10 protein-coding genes are annotated in these 16,728 nt (G+C 41.2%); 4 read left to right on the plus strand and 6 right to left on the minus strand.

From position 1 onward, the window contains the following. Positions 1-79: 79 nt before the first annotated feature. The 3 genes from SANK73390_RS19655 to SANK73390_RS19665 form a co-directional block, all read right to left on the minus strand. Positions 80-1,837 carry a S53 family peptidase gene (locus tag SANK73390_RS19655; protein ID WP_462768042.1) on the minus strand — a complete coding sequence of 586 codons (1,758 nt, stop codon included), beginning with the start codon at positions 1,835-1,837 and terminating at the stop codon, positions 80-82. Positions 1,838-2,914: 1,077 nt separating this feature from the next. Then, positions 2,915-5,767: a TonB-dependent receptor plug domain-containing protein gene (locus SANK73390_RS19660; RefSeq protein WP_462768043.1), complete on the minus strand. Its 2,853-nt coding sequence runs from the start codon at positions 5,765-5,767 to the stop codon at positions 2,915-2,917. Positions 5,768-6,375: 608 nt separating this feature from the next. Then, entirely contained in the window at positions 6,376-6,729 is a 354-nt protein-coding gene (locus SANK73390_RS19665) for a DUF1428 domain-containing protein (protein WP_462768044.1), read from the minus strand. 228 nt (positions 6,730-6,957) lie between these two features. Here SANK73390_RS19665 and SANK73390_RS19670 point away from each other — a divergent pair, with 228 nt between their 5' ends. The 3 genes from SANK73390_RS19670 (at position 6,958) to SANK73390_RS19680 (ending at position 8,843) form a co-directional block, all read left to right on the plus strand. Further along, positions 6,958-7,410, plus strand: a complete 453-nt coding sequence (locus SANK73390_RS19670) for a GNAT family N-acetyltransferase (RefSeq protein ID WP_462768045.1) — start codon at positions 6,958-6,960, stop codon at positions 7,408-7,410. A gap of 135 nt (positions 7,411-7,545) precedes the next feature. Next, a complete protein-coding gene (locus SANK73390_RS19675; RefSeq protein ID WP_462768046.1) occupies positions 7,546-8,019 on the plus strand; it encodes a VOC family protein in 474 nt (157 codons plus the stop codon). Between the two features lie 332 nt (positions 8,020-8,351). After that, positions 8,352-8,843, plus strand: coding sequence for a hypothetical protein (locus SANK73390_RS19680; RefSeq protein WP_462768077.1), 492 nt, complete (start codon positions 8,352-8,354; stop codon positions 8,841-8,843). Between the two features lie 80 nt (positions 8,844-8,923). Here SANK73390_RS19680 and SANK73390_RS19685 read toward each other — a convergent pair whose 3' ends face one another. Next, on the minus strand, positions 8,924-10,801 hold the full coding sequence (locus SANK73390_RS19685; RefSeq protein ID WP_462768047.1) for a S8 family peptidase: 1,878 nt from the start codon (positions 10,799-10,801) through the stop codon (positions 8,924-8,926). A gap of 306 nt (positions 10,802-11,107) precedes the next feature. On the opposite strand from SANK73390_RS19685, the gene SANK73390_RS19690 reads away from it, so the two are divergent. Next, the gene (locus tag SANK73390_RS19690) at positions 11,108-13,393 is read left to right on the plus strand and encodes an aminotransferase class V-fold PLP-dependent enzyme (protein WP_462768048.1); all 2,286 of its coding nucleotides are present in this window, start codon (positions 11,108-11,110) and stop codon (positions 13,391-13,393) included. A 101-nt stretch (positions 13,394-13,494) separates the two neighbouring features. On the opposite strand, the gene SANK73390_RS19695 is transcribed toward SANK73390_RS19690, so the two are convergent. Further along, positions 13,495-15,996, minus strand: a complete 2,502-nt coding sequence (locus tag SANK73390_RS19695) for an ABC transporter permease (RefSeq protein WP_462768049.1) — start codon at positions 15,994-15,996, stop codon at positions 13,495-13,497. Further along, positions 15,987-16,661, minus strand: coding sequence for an ABC transporter ATP-binding protein (locus SANK73390_RS19700; RefSeq protein WP_462768050.1), 675 nt, complete (start codon positions 16,659-16,661; stop codon positions 15,987-15,989). Before SANK73390_RS19700 ends, SANK73390_RS19695 begins: the two co-directional genes overlap by 10 nt. Positions 16,662-16,728 lie beyond the last annotated feature (67 nt).

Raw genomic sequence — 16,728 nt, forward strand, 5'->3', positions numbered from 1 at the left:
TGGTAGCGTTCATTCAAAGCACTGTAAACATGGCTCACCAATTGCATTAAGCCATGTTGTTAATGTACAGGTTGATACATTATTTTTTGAGTTGCTCTAGGATTGACAGGCCTTTGGGGCTGCCCCATCCGGTACAAGCGTCCCAACCCGGGCCTGCCTCATAACCACCTACCAAAGGAGAGGTGTTGTTATCACCTTCAGTGATAGAGCGGAACATTGAGCCATTGGTAATGTTGTAAAGAAAGGTGTTGTTGAGCGATTTTAAAGGGCCTTGGCTGTTAAGGCTTTCGCCGAGTAAAGCGCTCAGTGCAGCCCATAACGGCGCAACAGCACTGGTGCCGCCAATGGGCTGAACCTGATTTTGGAGTGGCGCGCCATTTGCCGATGACGGCTGCGGTGCGTAGACAAGAAAACCCGTATTTGGATCTGCATTCCCACTAACATCTGGCACACCTCGGCCGGTATTATGACCGAGATTGACGGACTGAGGGTTAATATCAGCATTGCGCTGATATGCAGGGACTGTTGTAAACAACCGACTTACACCGCCACCGGTTGCCCCCTGGGGGAGGTTTTGTCCAGGCCTGGCATCAGGGCCAAGTATCACATTATTCCACACGGTTTCTTTTTCGATGACACCGTTTTCAGCCACAAGTTTCGTGCCTCCACAGCTAATGGCGTGAGGGTTACTGGCAGGAAAGCTGACATTCGCTCTTGTTGCTAATACAGTAAACTCTCCTTGCTCCTGACTTCGCAAGTCACCAGAGCCATTGTCACCTGCAGATATAAATACGGGGATCCCCATACAGGCTGCTTCGTATAATGCTTCATTCATCAATTGATATTCTTGCTGAGCGTGTAACTGCTCGGCTCCACCATAACTGATAGTAATCGCTGTGTGGTGACGCTGTGGATCATGAATCGCTGCTTTGAGCGCAGCTGCCAAAGACGATGCAAAATAGACAGCAATCTGGCATTCTGGCGCGATTGCACCCACAACTTCAATGTCAAGATAGACCTCGCCGCTACCTCCGCCATATGGGTTGTTGACAGAACCCATCACAGGCACGGATGTGACCTGAGGCATGGGACTTTCGGTCACTGTTTCGAAGTACTGCTGTAGCGCTTGTTGCTCGAAGCCACCGCCATAAGGGCTGCCATTGTATGGTCCACCTATTTCGATGATGCCTATCGATTGCCCTTTGCCAGTCACATCTGACGGAAAATCGTAAAGACGGGCCACCTGTGGAGGTGTAAAGGCAGCAGTCCAATTCGTTTCTTCATAGTTTGTAAGGCTGACTGCCGAGTTGTCTTGCGACTGTGTCCTAAGATGTGGGTGAACTGTTGGTCTGTCATCAATACCGTGAACACCAAGTACAATGTCACCTAGAGATGCAGGGAGAGTTAACGCCCCTTGATACCCTCGAAAGCTCCGATTAAAGTCAGGGTGGTTGTATATGCCAAGGTGGACCAAGAATGCGCGACTGATATCTGCAACGGTGCCTTTGGCATGTACCAGACGTGATGCCAGATTAACCTCATGAACACATAGGTTGTTTTCGTTTAAGAATGCGCAAACTTTGTCAGCGTCTTGTGGTGCCGCACCATGCAATTGGGCAAATTGCTCTTGAGTCAATATCTGTTTTTCGGGCGTAGCGGCGAGTTCTTCACTGCTTGGTAGACCCTTGCTGTCTTGGTTACGACGCAGATGAACGATAAGGTCAATGGTCTGAGTGTGCGCCACACTGTCTACCTGGCGGGCGCCATGAATGGGCAGTTCGCTGTTGCTCAGGCTAACCCGAGATTCATTGGTTTTGTTTTGATGGCTAATGGTCATAGTGTATCTCCTTGAAATGGTTTGCTTCACAGTTCGCCAAACATTGTTATTAAGCCTCATACAAATTTCTGGACAGCGAGTATTTGACATGGCTTAACTGCTGTCTTTGAGCTCAAGTAATCATAGACGGACTGTTAGAGGATACGCATTACACTGTATTACACCCTTGTAGTTTGTAAGGTTATTTTTGTCGATGTACTCGCTTATGCACCATCGGATTTAAACAATAGAGCGGTGCAATTTATATAAGGGGGCGTGTCTACACTCTATCTTGAGGATTTAAATCCTTGGTCTAGTTATTTCACTTTCTTCAGTAACTCAGAGCAAGAAAACATAGGCGAAATTCAAATTCAGGCACCAGTTGGACCTTCCTCTGGCAAACTGGTAGGCAAAGGTGATCCTCCCGAAAAATAGTTGACGTCAAAAGTGGAATTTTCTCGTAAAATAATCGAAGGAGATTCTGCATGAAAAAATCAAAATTTAGTGATAGCCAGATTATGGCTATTTTAAAATAACGCAAAACGAAAAGGGACCGCAAAACGAAAAGGGACAGTCACTTAAGCAACGAAAAAAGCAACGAAAAGGGACAGTCACTTTAAAAAAGAGCAAATCAAACTTGCTACATATTATTTGTTCACCAATGTTACCAAAATTAACCCATAATTGCTCAGTGACTGTGTAGCTTTGCTAGAATTACTCCATACTTTAATCACAATAAGCCCTACTCATTTGCGGGCATTGATGTGTGAAGTGATTGGTGCAGTTAGGGTATTAGGCAAATAGCGCTTCGCTACTTTTTATACTTCGTCGTCGCTTATGCTGTTGTCGCTCACAATACACATCAAGGTTGTGTGCTTTACCTACTGCTCCATGAAACACCTATTCGCTCATAGCTGCCTGTTAGGTGAACTCCAAATCTATTAAATCAGATATAAGCTGCTGCATTTGAGACGTGCGAAGGGGATATATTCCATTATTAATGTATGCTGTTTGATTAAAGTAAGGCAGTATAAAAGTTAAACAATGAACGCGCAGTGGCCAATCTCTTTGAACACTGCGTGTTCTGTCTACCTTTAATTAAAACTCTTTAAACCATGATAAGGTGAAGTAACGACCCCTTGGGTTTGGCCCTCGGTCATATCCTCGTGCTATATCATAAAATGGCGGTGTTTCACCAAATGGGTTTTGCACGGTTAGATTAAAACGACCATATGCTTGAGCATCATACCCAAGTGTAAGGGTTTTTAAGTCATAAGAGGGCGACCAGCTTTTGGCATACTCTCTGGCTTCTCTGTATTGGTCTTTTTCTGGTATGTCGGTTAAATCAAGTATGTCATCTTCATCGGAGTTAAATGCTTTGCTACCGTAGGCTACAGTAAATGATGAACTCCAATTTCCTTTATTCCAAAATATACCAAAAGACTGCTTAGTTTCTAAATTATTATAGCGTCCTATTGATGGCGTCCACTCGTCATCCCCTAAGTATTGGTTTTCACCACGCGTGATTTCAGCCAAAGAATAATTTACTGTAAATTGCCCTAATGCCGTTTCTGAAAATGCGTAATTTAAGTCTAAGTCATATCCTTGAGATCGCGTTTTTCCGATGTTAATAATAATACTTTTGTAATGTTCAAGCACATGCGTGGTTGGGTTACGCTGAATTAAATCAGCAAACAACTCACCATTGGTACGTGCGTTTTCGCGCAACATGACGCGTGTTAAACGCTCTGGGGCATTTTCAATATCAACTTTCCAGAAATCCAAAGTTGCACTCAAGCCTTTGATATATTCTGGTGTCCAAACCAAGCCTAAGTTGCGTGATGTAGAAGTTTCGGGGTTTAAGTTTTCGTTTCCACCCATTTCAAACGACCATTGATAGGGCTCAGCTTCGGCAACTCTTGCACCAAAACTTTTACATAGTGGGAGTTGTTCCCAACCTGTGTTGCTACACGGATCTGAAGAGTTAGAGTACCAACGATCGGTAAGTACTTCTCTACCACGATATAAATCAAACAAGGTAGGGGCTCTAAAACCTTCTGAGTAGTTTGCCCGCACCATGAGCTCATCAACGGGCTTCCAATAAATATTGACTGATGGCGTGCTTGATGAACCCGAATCACTGTAGTTTGAATAGCGCAAAGCCAATTCAACACTTAAATGCTTTGCCAAGTATGCGTCTTCAAGCAAAGGTATACTGGTTTCTATGTAGGCCTCTTTAATTTTACGTTTGGGTGGTAAGTTGCTTTCTTCCTGCGCTAAGTTACCGACCAATCTATACTTGCCTCGAACATCATCAAATTTGTTGCTGGCCTCTTCCGTGCGATACTCAACTCCGAGTGCGACTTGGATGCTGCCAGCAGGTAGCTCGTACACTTCGCCAACAGCGCTTAAGTTAAAAGTGTTGGTAGTCGCTTTATGCTCAGTCCAAATTCCCTCAATCATAATGGCATCTAATAACTCGCTATTGAGGTTTTCTAGATCTAGAAAAGGGTTTAGTGCAGAGCAGCTATCTTCAGCAAGGCACACATCGGGGCCACTTAAGCTGTTTTGAAGTAGCGTTCTATTTAAAGCCGCAGGGTAGGTTGTTTTGGCTTCATAAGTACTGTGTACTAAGTCGCTTGACCAGGTCCAGTTTTCAAACAGCTCTCCACTTAGGCCAAAGCGCACATGCAAAGGTGTTGTTACTGTTGTGGTGTTTCGTTTATTGAGATTGGTTAAACGGCGGTTCATTCGCACATCACGACCAAATGGATTGAACTCATTATCCTTGCTAACAAATAGGCCTGATACTACCGCGGCAGCTTCTTGAGCATAGTTTTCTTTGTCAGCATAGAGAAGTTGGAAAGCCCCCTCTAACGTATCTGTAAAATTATAAAAGGAGTTGAGTAAAATGCTGTATTCGGTCCTTTGTGAAGCATCGAGTGTTTCACCTTGGTAGTTATAACCATGGGCCTCTTTGTACTTTTTCTCTGCTTCCTCTTGGGCAATTTCTTCTAATTCCCAACATGCTTGCCCTGCTTGTCCTTTGTATGTGGCTGAATAGGGTGCAAAATCGGCTAAATCGCTGCCATTTGAGCCATTACTTCTGTGCATCATGTAATAAGTGGCGGTGGCAGTATCTGGGTCACAATCAGAGTAGGTGAAGTTGCCATCTGGGCCATAAATGCTCAAAAAATTAGTACCCTCAAAAATACCACGGATCTTTTGATCGCTTCGATCTGGGTAGTAAAAGCTGCGAGAACCTCGGTTGTATGTGCCCACTTTTTTTGCTTCTATACCTAGCGTTAATCCGCCATTGTCAAAACTTGTACCACCAACGAAGCTGAAAGTGTGTGTTGGGGCATCATTGTATTCGCTGATCCCCGTTGATGCACTGAGTTTTATTCCTTCAAAGTCTTTTAGTAATTGATAGTTAACTACCCCAGCAATGGCATCGGAGCCATAAATTGCAGAAGCCGATCCTTTTTTAATATCAACCCTTTTAAGCATTGTGGTTGGAATGATTGAAATATCGACCGAACCATCGGTATCAGCAGCCATTCTTACACCATCGAGTAGATTTAAGGTGCGAGCATAGCCTAGGCCACGTAGCTGAATTTTTTGTCTACCATCATTGTTTCTTGCATCGGCACCAAAGTTCTCATCAATAGACACTTGATTGCCATTCATTGCGGGTAATCGAGTGAACACGTCAGTGATAGAGGTAAGTCCGCTGAGGGCGATATCTTCACTGGTTACTGTTGTGATAGGTAAAGAAGACGTAAGCTCTGGCCTGATAAGGCGAGAGCCTGTTACAGCGACTCGTTCAATTTCTTTTGTTTCTTTTTTGTTTGCTGCTTCATTTACGCCATCTGAGGCAAAGCTTGTGCCTGACATCATTAGTAGTGCCGTAGTTACGGCATTACGAACAGGAGATAGTTTGTATGTCATAAGAATCCCTTGATAATTCATTTTTATTATTAATAGCGGGGTGAATTAGTTGCTAAAGACGTGTAGATGGCCTAGACAAGTAACCCAAAACAGAGTGTACCGAACACAATTACATCGGCAATTGAGAAAAACTAATAATGTCAAATATTGTTTTGTAATTTAGTATATTTTAAAGTTATAAATAGGAGGTGAAGAAGAGCAATGAGGGTTTTTAAGTTAAGCAAAGTCTGCTGTGTCACTTTTATTGTGCTAAAAACAATATGTTAATAAAGTAGCTTGCAAAGGTTAACTACTTTTGGGCTTTTATTGTGAGGTGAACGATTGTCTATTTTTATTTTGTTTTTTGGGATAATAAATTTAACTGATTGAATAAAAAAATAGGCGTATCACTATAAATTTGCTAAAAACACCTTAAATTGGGCAAAGTTTTGTTAATGGGTTGACCATTCTTGTAACTAAAAAAAGCGATTAATACAATATTGCAATCGCATCAAAAAGTATGTAATAAAATATGCAATGATTTGCCTTTTAGCTAATTTATGGTCTTTAAAAGCCAGACCAAAACCTTGATATAGACAAACTAGCTATTATAAAAATGGCTGTCTTAACTATATGCTTAAAATAGTTTCAAACCCACCGTAGATGAGTCGCTTACCGTCAAAAGGCATAGGGTTTTGTTGAGGGTCGCAAATAGGGTCTTCCATAAATTTGGTCATGCCTGCATCTCGAATTGCTTTTGATGGCCACATTATCCAAGAGAACACCACTGTTTCATCATCTTGGCATTTAACTGCTTTGACAAAGGAAGTGTGTTCACCATCTGGCACATCATCACCCCAATTTTCGATGATGCGCTCTGCACCATATTTTTTTAATTGTTTTGCAGCCACTTTTGCGTGTTGCAAATACTCTTCTCGTTTACTGGTTGGTACCGCGCAAACGTAACCGTCTACATAACTCATGTTTTATCTCCTTGTAGTATATAGAATAGCTTTGTTTTATATGTCGTTATGTTAGCTTGGCTACACATTCCGAGGTTTCTTTATTGCACTTTGGTAGCAAACAAATTTGACAGCACTTATTTAGAATTAATAAGTATAGTTATTAATTGATACATTTACTGTCATCATATTTATGATTAATTGCTATTTTTTATGCTCAGCGTTAAGGTCTTACAAAAAAGGATAGAAATGATAACTAAGCTAGATCACACTCAAATTGCTCAGGCCAAAGGCATTCATACGGTATTTCAAAAGTCTTACCAGATAGAGGCGCAACTGATAGGTGTGGAGAACTTCCCTCCACTGTTGCGTAGCATTGAAGATATAGCCAGTTCAAAGAGCGAATTTTATGGTTTCATTGATCAGCAAACATTAGCCGCGGTGATTGAAATACAAATTAGTGAGCAGCATTTAGATATTCATAGTTTAACAGTTGATCCGCAATTTTTTAGAAAAGGCATTGCGGGTAAACTCATCAACTACGTATTGAATGAGTGTGATATAAAACAAGCAACGGTTGAAACCGCACTTGTTAATACCCCAGCGATTAAGCTATACAATAAATATGGTTTTGCAGTATTTAAACAGTGGACGCCATCACATGGTATTGAAAAAGTAGCACTTCGTGTTGATTGTAATTAATGGCCTAATTACATGCTGCACCATGAAATACACACTAAGTGCTTGCGCTTAATTGCATTACTCATAAAAACATCTTGTGCGTTTGTCACAATCTTAAACTAACCTCATAAACGGGTTTTAAAAAAGGAGAAAGTGATGACAGTACCAACTACCCCAAAAGGCTACCACAGTGTGACCCCTTACTTAATTATTAATGGCTCCGTTAATGCGATTGAGTTTTACAAAAAAGCGTTTGATGCGCAATTGGTAATGCAGTTACCAATGCCAGATGGAGGAATTGCGCATGCAGAGCTTAAAATTGGAGACTCACATATTATGCTCTCAGATATGTGCCCCGAAGCACATTTTCAGGACCCGCAAACATTAGGGGGGACGCCTGTTAGCTTAATGCTGTATGTTGCCGATGTAGATAAAGTATTTGCCCAAGCGATTGTTCATGGAGCGACAGAAGTTAGGCCTATACAGGATCAATTTTACGGTGATAGAGCGGGTACATTGCAAGACCCATTCGGACATGTTTGGACCATAGCCACGCATAAAGAAGATTTAACCCAAGAGCAAGTTATGCAGCGAATGGCTGATTTTATGAGTAAAGAACAAGATGTTTAAACATTTAGGTGTGTAGCTAACTACTGAGTGTGAATGTCTTAATAATGGAAGTCGACGAGTGAGTTTGATTATTTGCATAGTTCAATCGAGGCTTTCAATGCTTTATCATTCGCCACTTACATAAAGTGCTCTGCAAAGTACTTACATACAACACGTTACGAAGTTAGTGAAGTGGTGCTTTGCTGCTTATTCATCAGTAACAACGTTACTATAAAAAGAGAAAACTAAAAAAGCGTATTATGTATTAGGGCGTGTTGATGAACCCTTACTTTGGCTTTGTTTTGGGGTCGAGAGCCTATTTTATATAATAATAAGAGGTTAAGAAAGTGACGATGTTAAAATTACCACTGCTTATTGGCTGTTTTTTTATCAGCACACAGAGTTTGGCAAAGTGCGATGACAAAGTATTTAATGAATTTGATTTTTGGTTAGGCAACTGGCAGGTATTTACACCAGATAACAAGCTAGTAGGAAATAACGTCATTAGCAAATCGCATGACGGTTGTGTTGTGAAAGAACAATACACTGCATTGTCGGGGTTTTCTGGAGAAAGCTTAAATATTTTTGATACGACTACGCGCAGGTGGCATCAAACATGGGTAGATAATTCAGGCTTATTACTACAGCTAAATGGTGGTTTGAGTGCCGGTAGTATGTCGTTGTCGGGCAAGCGCCAAAATAAATCAGGTACCTTTATTTTTGAGCGTATCACTTGGACACCAAATAAGAATGGCACAGTGCGTCAATTGTGGCAAAGTAAAACGCATAAGCAAGCAAAGTGGCATACTGTATTTGATGGGTTGTATAAACGTGATAATAAATAAACCAGAAGTGATTGTTTGAGTAATTAAAAGCCCCAATTATTAGTTGGGGCTTTTTGTGTTTATGAATTTATAAAACGATATTAGTACTGTCCTACTAAGCTTACGCCTGAAAAGCTGCTATATCCGTTTAGCATAATATGGTATTTACCACCTTGTCCTGAGTTAAGGGTACATGTTTCATTATTACCATTTTGCCAAGGGCGACAGTCATAGCTAGATAGTGTTGGTGCCGCGCCTTTTCTAACGTAAAGGTCTGCATCACCGCTGCCACCAGAGATAGACACATTAAGTGTTACGTTCGCAGGTACATCAATTGTATAGCTTATTTGTTGGTTTTGGCTGCCAGCTAAACCTGCCACAGGTACGCCGTTTTGTAAACAGTCACTGCCACAGCCGCCGGTATCGCCGCCAACTGTTGCGGTTAGTGTGGCACCGCTGTATGCCGCGTAACCGTGTAGCATAGCAAACCATTCACCCCCTGCTGGGTTAGTAAAGTCACATTGCTCAGCATTACCATTTTTATACGGACGACATAGGTAGCTATTTTGGGTTGGCTTTTGGCCTTGTTGAACGTAAAGGTCAGCATCACCAGAGCCACCTGCTAATACGAATGATAGTGCATCACTGCCTGCTGGGACATCAATTTTAAAGTATGTTTGTGAACCTGCACCACCGTTTGCAGGTACTCCAACACCACTGGTTAACTCTGTAATGGGTGGCTCAACAATTGGTCCACTTGCCGCTTGAAGTAGCTCATTGGGTGAACCTGATTTGGCATCAGACAGCTTGTTCTTGGCACTTTGTGAGCTTAACATTTGATCCAGTTGCGCTGGGCTTAAGCTTGGGTTTTCATCAAGGTATAATGCAACAGTACCTGCAACATGGGGCGCAGCCATCGAAGTACCGCTGATGGTGTTGGTTGCAGAGTTAGAGTTGTACCATGCTGATTTGATACTTGAACCTGGTGCGTAGATGTCTAAACATGTGCCATAGTTTGAGAAGCTTGAGCGGCTATCACCACTGGTTGTTGAGCCAACAGTAACAGCATTTGCTGCGCGAGCTGGCGAGTAATTACATGCGCTGCTGTTATCATTACCAGCTGCTACAACAAAGCTAATACCAGATGCGACTGCATTGTTCACTGCATCATCAGTGGCTTGTGAAGCGCCACCGCCTAAACTCATATTGGCAACAGATGGGCCACTGGCGTTGTTCTTAACCCAATTAATACCCGCAATAACGCCTGAATTTGAGCCTGAACCGCTACAACTTAGTACTCTTACACCGACTACGTTAACATTTTTGGCAACACCATAAAGCGAGCCGCCAATCGTGCCAGCGACGTGAGTACCATGCCCGTTACAGTCAGTTGCATCAGAGTCATTATCGATGAAGTCATAACCATGGCTTGCTCGGTTACCAAATTCATTGTGGCTAATGAGTACACCAGTATCAATAACATAAGCGGTTACACCAGAGCCATCATAATCATAATGATACACACCATTAAGTGGTAGGTCGGCTTGATCAATTCGGTCTAGTCCCCAAACCGCGTTATTTTGGTCGCCTTGTATGTCAATTGCTTTTTGCTCAACTTTAGTATCAACCATTGGCTCTACTGAAACTACCTGATCCTGTTCAATGTATTTGATGTTGCCATCTTTTAACATTTCATGGATTTGTTTTTTACTTGCTTTAACGAGCACACCATTTAGTGCCGTACCAAAGTTACGCTCTACACGTACATTATACTTAGTCTCTAAATCATTCCCTTGTGTACTTAAATAAGCAGATATGCGATTTGCATCTTTTTGGTCAACCACAGTTGGTGTGTCAAAGACCACAATATATTTATCTTCAATCGCTTTATCAGGGTCTACTGGTAGCATTTGTGCTGCGTAACTGTTTGCAGCCAAACCTAAAGTAACGGCTAAAGTGAGAGTGTTTAGCTTTGTCATATTATTTCCTTTACATGTTGTTTGAAGTGGATTCACATTTACGATGACCTAAAATGAACAAAAAATAAACTGCATTGTTATATTTTTTTAACTTTAATTTAACCTGAAATGCACAACAATGTTATAAGGGGGTGGTCGAAAAACATTCACTACAACTCAATGAAAAGCTTACAGCTAGAGCAATTGCACGGCATTTTAAGAAAATTAATGGTTGAATAAGCAGCTAAACTTGCTAATATAGCAATAAGTAATTAGATATAATTTTTAGTTATAACTAGCCAATTCGATATAAAGAAAGGTCCAGCCATGTCTGATCAACAAGCGTTAAGTCAAATTTATTTAGATGCAAACGCGACAACACCTGTATTACCAAAGGCTGCAAAAGCGGCTTTATCCACCATGGAAACTATGTTTGGCAACCCAAGTAGCAGTCACATTAGTGGTTTGCAGGCAAAACAAGTTATGGATGAAACGCGCAGTAAAGCGGGTGAAGTTTTAGGCGCAGGCAATGGGCAAGTTATTTTTACCAGTGGCGCAACGGAAGGGATCCAAACCGGTATTTTATCGGCCCTTTGTGCGGCAAGAAAAAAAATACAACCGGGTAAAAATTACAGCATTTTATATGGTGCAACGGAACATAAAGCAGTACCTGAATCTTTAAAGCACTGGAACCAAGTGTTAGAAATTAACGCCAAAATTAAAGCAATCCCTGTAGATGAAAAAGGCACGCTTGATTACGACTTTATTGCCAAAGAAGTGCCAAACGCATTGATGATTTGCACTATGGCTGTCAATAATGAAACCGGCGTATACCAAGATTTAAATGCGCTTGAAATGGTTATTCGTGCTAACAATACTGATATTTATTGGCTTGTAGATTGTGTTCAAGCATTGGGGAAACGCGGTTTAGAGCTGGCAAAAACCAGTATAGATTATGCCCCTTTTAGTGGTCATAAGCTATATGCTCCTAAGGGTATTGGCTTTGTATACATTCGCCAAGGCGCGCCTTTTACGCCATTTATTGCAGGTGGCGGACAAGAGGGGGGGTTGCGATCTGGCACTGAAAATTTGCCAGGTTTAGCGGCATTGAATGTTATTTTTGATGAGCTGCAAGGTAATGGTGATGGTGTATTTGCAAGTGAGGGTAAGTTGCAGCTGTTTCGCTCTCAACTGGCATTAGCATTAAAAAATGCCTTTCCAACTGTTTTATTCAATCACGACTTTGCCAACAGTGTACCAACAACGCTTAACTTTGCTATTCCAGGCTTTAGTTCAAAAGAAATAATGGACTTGTTTGATGCGGCCAATATTCGAGTTAGCTCAGGCTCGGCTTGTAGCTCTAAAGTAACACGTAGCTTTGTGCTTGATGCGATGGGATTGCCTGCTTGGCAAAGTGAGTCTGCGATTAGAATGTCATTCGGCCCTGCGGTTACTCAGCAGCAAATAGATCAAGCCTGTGATCGTATTCACCATTGTGCACAAGCATTAGGTCATAGTTGCTTATTAAATGCCACCGGCAGTATCGATAATAAGTCACAGTTACAAGGGTTAGTACAGTTTAAAATGGGTGGCAGTTGTACATGGCTATACGCAGACCCATTAACCAAAACCGCAGTGATCATAGACCCTTTACCTGAATTGAGTAAGCGTTTACTTACTATCTTGCAATGTCAGCAATTACAATTAATTGCCGCGATTGATACCCATGGACATGCTGATCATCAGTCAGGTCGTGTTGCGTTAGCTCAACAGCATTTAGTACAACAGCATGCTGATCATCTTGGCTGGCCTACAGAGGTTACCAGGGTAGAATTAAATAATCAGCAGTTTGAAGCCATTTCAATAGGTGATAAATACTTGTTACGTGTTGCTACACCCGGACATACTGATGACAGTATTACTATTGTGTTATGTGAGAAAGAGCAATTACAACTTGGCGAGCTGGTGCCAAACTATGTATTTTGTGGTGATCTGGTGTTAATGGGCAGCCTTGGAAGAACAAATTTTTCAAGCAGCAACACGAAGCAAATGTATCAGAGCTTGAAAATGCTCGCGCAACTTGTAGGGCAACAAAGCTTGCTTTGCCCAAGCCATGATTACCATAATGAATTTGTGACTAACTTTAAAGCAGAAGCAAGCAGGAATACGTTGCTCAATGATGTTTTAACTTCAGAGGTGAGCGTTGAGCAGTTTGTGAAGCGCAAACAAGAATTAGATAAAAATATCAACGATGACATTGGTGAAGAAATTATGTGTGGTGCATTTACAAGTACATGTAATAAAAAGCAGTTGCAAGAATATAATGCCCCTGAACTTAAAGCAAAGTTGCAAGCCAATTCTCAGGCTAAGCTTATTGATATTCGTGAGCCACACGAGTATGCACTTAATCACAGCCAAGAGTTTGACGTGAATGTGCCATTAACACGTTTAACAGACTTTATTTGCCAACAGCAACACGATAAATCACAAGAGCTCATTTTAGTTTGTCGCAGTGGCAGTCGCTCTCAAGTAGCAGCGCAGGCTCTATCGCGCTTGGGCTTTGAGCATGTTGGTCACCTTAAAGGTGGATATGCGCTCAGTCAAACCAATTAGCATAAATTTGACAGTTTAATTTTTTGCTATCAATTTTGCTTTTTACTTATGCTAATAGGCATAACTGTTTATAAATAAGGGTGTAAAGGGCCTTTACACCCTTATTTATTTAATAGCAGCGATGCTACGCTATCCGCAAATTGTTTTTTTGTGGCCATCAATCCTATTAAAGTAATAACTAATACAGCAATGGCAGCATGGAGTAATAGCGTTAAATGGTCAGGTTTGTAATCAAGTCCTAATTCATATTGATAAAATGCATCAATCGTAAAATACACACAAGTAAATGCACTAACAGTTGGTAATGTCGCAATTATTAGCCACTCATATAGCGCTAATTTGTATTGTTGATTTTTACTTAGCCCAAAGCTAACAAGCAAGCCATTGCGCTTTTTATCTTGTTGTAAGTGCCTTTGTATTGCTGCGATGAGTAGCAATATCGTTAGTAAACTGATCAAAGCACTATAGGTGAGTATTGCACTGGTCAAAATATTGAGGTATTTACGTGTTTGACTAAGGAGTGTATCGATAGAATGCAAACGCATAGAGGGGTGAGCCTGCCAAAGTGTTGCAAGTGCTTGCCATGCATCATCGGGTATTTGTGCACTGCCTATGTTATATATGGGTACGCCATTTATCGCATTGGCTGAGTGTGCCACAAACCAAAAAGTAACATTGCTGCTACCTGGCACAAAGCTATGAACTGAAGACACGCTAAATATTTCGCTCTGTGCCAGCATTTGCATTTGAATGGTATCGCCAAGTTTTAGGTTTAGTTCATTAAATACTTCGTCTTCAATAGAAATACTTTTCAGCGCATTTGATTGTACTTTTTTATTCCAATTGCCACGCTCAAGCTTATTGTTATGAGGAGTAGCATGACTCCAATGAAGCCTGATTGGCTTTTGTACTGTGCTCAACGTATCACTGACTGAAATATCAACTTCATTTAATGGTATATTATTGATGTGGGTCAGTTGCGCATATTGGTATTGATAAAATTCTTTAAGTTCTCCTTTGTGTGTTTTTAAAAACTGTTCAAGTGAGTGTTGTTGTTGTTTATCCACTTGGGTAATTAAAAGGTTTCCTTGTTGTGTATACTTAAAGTGTTCAAGCATAGAGCTGACATCTTGGTGTATTCTGGTACACATTAAAACGAGTGTAATACTTAGGCCCAGAGACATCATTTGAGCCGTTTTTATATAGATCCTTTTTCGCATTAAATAAAGCGTAAAGCCAAGCAGCTTTGTATGTTTGCCGAGTCCCCATCGCCCTAGATTTAGCACCAAGGTGCTAATTATTAATAATCCAACGATGCATACACTAAGGCTACCCAATAATAGAGCCGTTAAGGTCCAATTATCTGAATACGAATAAACAATACATGTCATCACAAAACACAGAAAAAGGCCACTTACTACTAATTGACTTTTACTTGGAGTATGCGCGCATAGCAATTGCATGGTTTGTGCTTGATAGACTTTAAACCAAATAGGTGCTGATAGGCCGATATAGACCATTGATGATAATAGTAACACTTTGATTAAATCGATAGGCTGCCAGATAAGTGCAAAGCCAAGCATGTGTTGTTGAACAAACTGCTCGAAGTATAATGCACTTAAAAGTGCCAGTATAAATGCTGGCGCAAAACTTACGATGAGAATAAATAAACAATTAACCGTAATGACAGGGAGTCTGTATTTTTTGTTCATACCATTGGCCATGCAGATTGCGATAAAGCGGCTTAATGGCTCACTGGTTTTATTACTCGCTAATAATAAAATAATCCCGACCAAAATGATAAGTAACACGCTTAGTAGCCCTAGAAATTTCTCAACTCTTTGATAAATAGCTGAGACGGGGTGTCTGCCAAGAGCTTTGCTAAATAAGTGGCTGTCGCTCATATTACGCTGAATATTTTGTATTTTATCTATGACTTCATCAGGGTGATTAAATGAGTAACGGTGTTGGTTCACTTTGAGGTGTTCACGCTCTATACTCGCTTTATGAACTAGAGCACGCATGTCACTAGAATGACCTTCATGCAACCTGTCAGGCTCATGAATAAGGTAAGCGTAGAAGAGTAATTCAGTACTACCTAAGGTTAGTGTCTCTCCTATTTCTATGCCTAGTGCAGAGGCAAGTCTTGGTTCTAGCCATATTTGCGACAGCTTAGGTGGCAACGCTATATTTTCTCCATTAAGGTTGGTATTTTGGCTATATTTTAATTGGCCTTGCAGTGGGTAATTATCATCTACCGCTTTAAGTTGTATGAATTGATGCCGGTTTTTGTGGGTTAAGGTGAGCTTATATAGCTGACCTATGCTTACGTTACTCGTCAAGCTTTTCAGCTTGGTTAAATCATCATTAGGCATAAGGCGATTGGTTTGAATTACCGTATCGGCCCCTAATAGCTGCTGCAAGTTTTGTGTTAGATAATTGTGGGTGCCTTGTGCGACTAATGTAATAAAGCTGAAGTAAAAAAATAGTACACTAAGGCTTAAAACCGTCAGCAAGTTCTGTCCTCGTTTAGTGTGTAAATATACTTGTTGTAGCGATAGCATACATATTGAAAGTAGCTGATTAGGGTAGCTTATTCGCATTTTTCTAGCGCTCCTTGTACTAAGCAGTACTGGCTATCTAATCGCTTGGCAAGCGCTAAATTATGCGTAACTAAAACCAATGTGGCGTGGTTTTTTCGTGCAAAATCACACATAAGTGAAGCAACCTCCCCAGCTGTTTGCTCATCTAAATTACCCGTTGGTTCGTCAGCAAAAATGATGCTTGGCTGATTAACAAACGCTCTTGCTATGGCAACACGTTGCTGTTCACCGCCGCTGAGTTTACTAATAGGTTGGTTTTTTCTGTGTGATAGGCCCACGTTTTCTAGCCATTGGGCGGCTTGCTCATCAGCATTTTTGACGGCTCGCAACTTCAGTGGTAATGCAACATTATTGATGGCGTCAAGCTCGGGCAATAGGTGAAATTGCTGGAAAACAAAGCCACTATTTTGACGAAGATAATTATCGTCAACAGAAATACCTTGATGCTCAACGGTTAAAGTGCCTTGTTGAATGTTTTCAAGGCCTGCAAGTAAGCTAAGTAAGGTGGACTTGCCACTACCTGATGCGCCCGTGATTGCGATTTGTTCAGCACTTTTTATACTTAGCGATAACGTATTAATTAAACTTAATGTGTCACCAGCGTTCACTTTTACCTGATGACAGAGCGCTGATGCTGTTAGGGTGATACCTGAGTTTTTATGCATGACATATGATCCTATATAGATATCATGTTAAGGTGCCAACTTGGGTGTGAAGACAGTGTGAAAGCAG

Source organism: Pseudoalteromonas sp. SANK 73390 (assembly GCF_054966645.1).